Origin of the sequence: Pseudomonas sp. K5002 (assembly GCF_013386655.1) — a bacterium.
Taxonomy (GTDB): Bacteria; Pseudomonadota; Gammaproteobacteria; order Pseudomonadales; family Pseudomonadaceae; genus Aquipseudomonas.
In genome coordinates this window covers 1-337 of sequence record NZ_JACARK010001701.1, presented here as the reverse complement: position 1 = coordinate 337, position 337 = coordinate 1, and the positions used below count along the sequence as shown (strand labels likewise).

Genomic DNA, 337 nt, shown 5'->3' with positions numbered 1-337 from the left:
CAACCAGTTCGTAAGGGCCGGCGACGTGCTGGCGCGCATCGATGTGCGCGACTACCGCACGGCCCTGGCCAAGGCCGACGGCGCCGTGGCCGCGCAACAGGCCTCGCTTGCCAACCTCGACGCCACCGAACAACTGCAACTGGCGGTGATCAACCAGGCCAAGGCACAGATCGACGCCACCGATGCCGAAGCACAACGGGCCGGCGACGATCAAACGCGTTACCAGAACCTGGTGCGCAGCCAGGCCGTATCGGTCGAAAGCGCACAGCGGGTCAGCGCCGTATGGAAGACCGCCCGCGCCGACCACTCCCGAGCGCACGCCGGGCTGATGGCGGCG

The 337-nt window shown here is 68.5% G+C and carries 1 protein-coding gene; it reads left to right on the top strand.

Going from position 1 to position 337, the window contains the following annotated elements:
- Positions 1–337, top strand: a 337-nt coding sequence (locus tag HX846_RS38785) for a biotin/lipoyl-binding protein (protein WP_178967650.1), incomplete at both ends; no start/stop codon positions are given.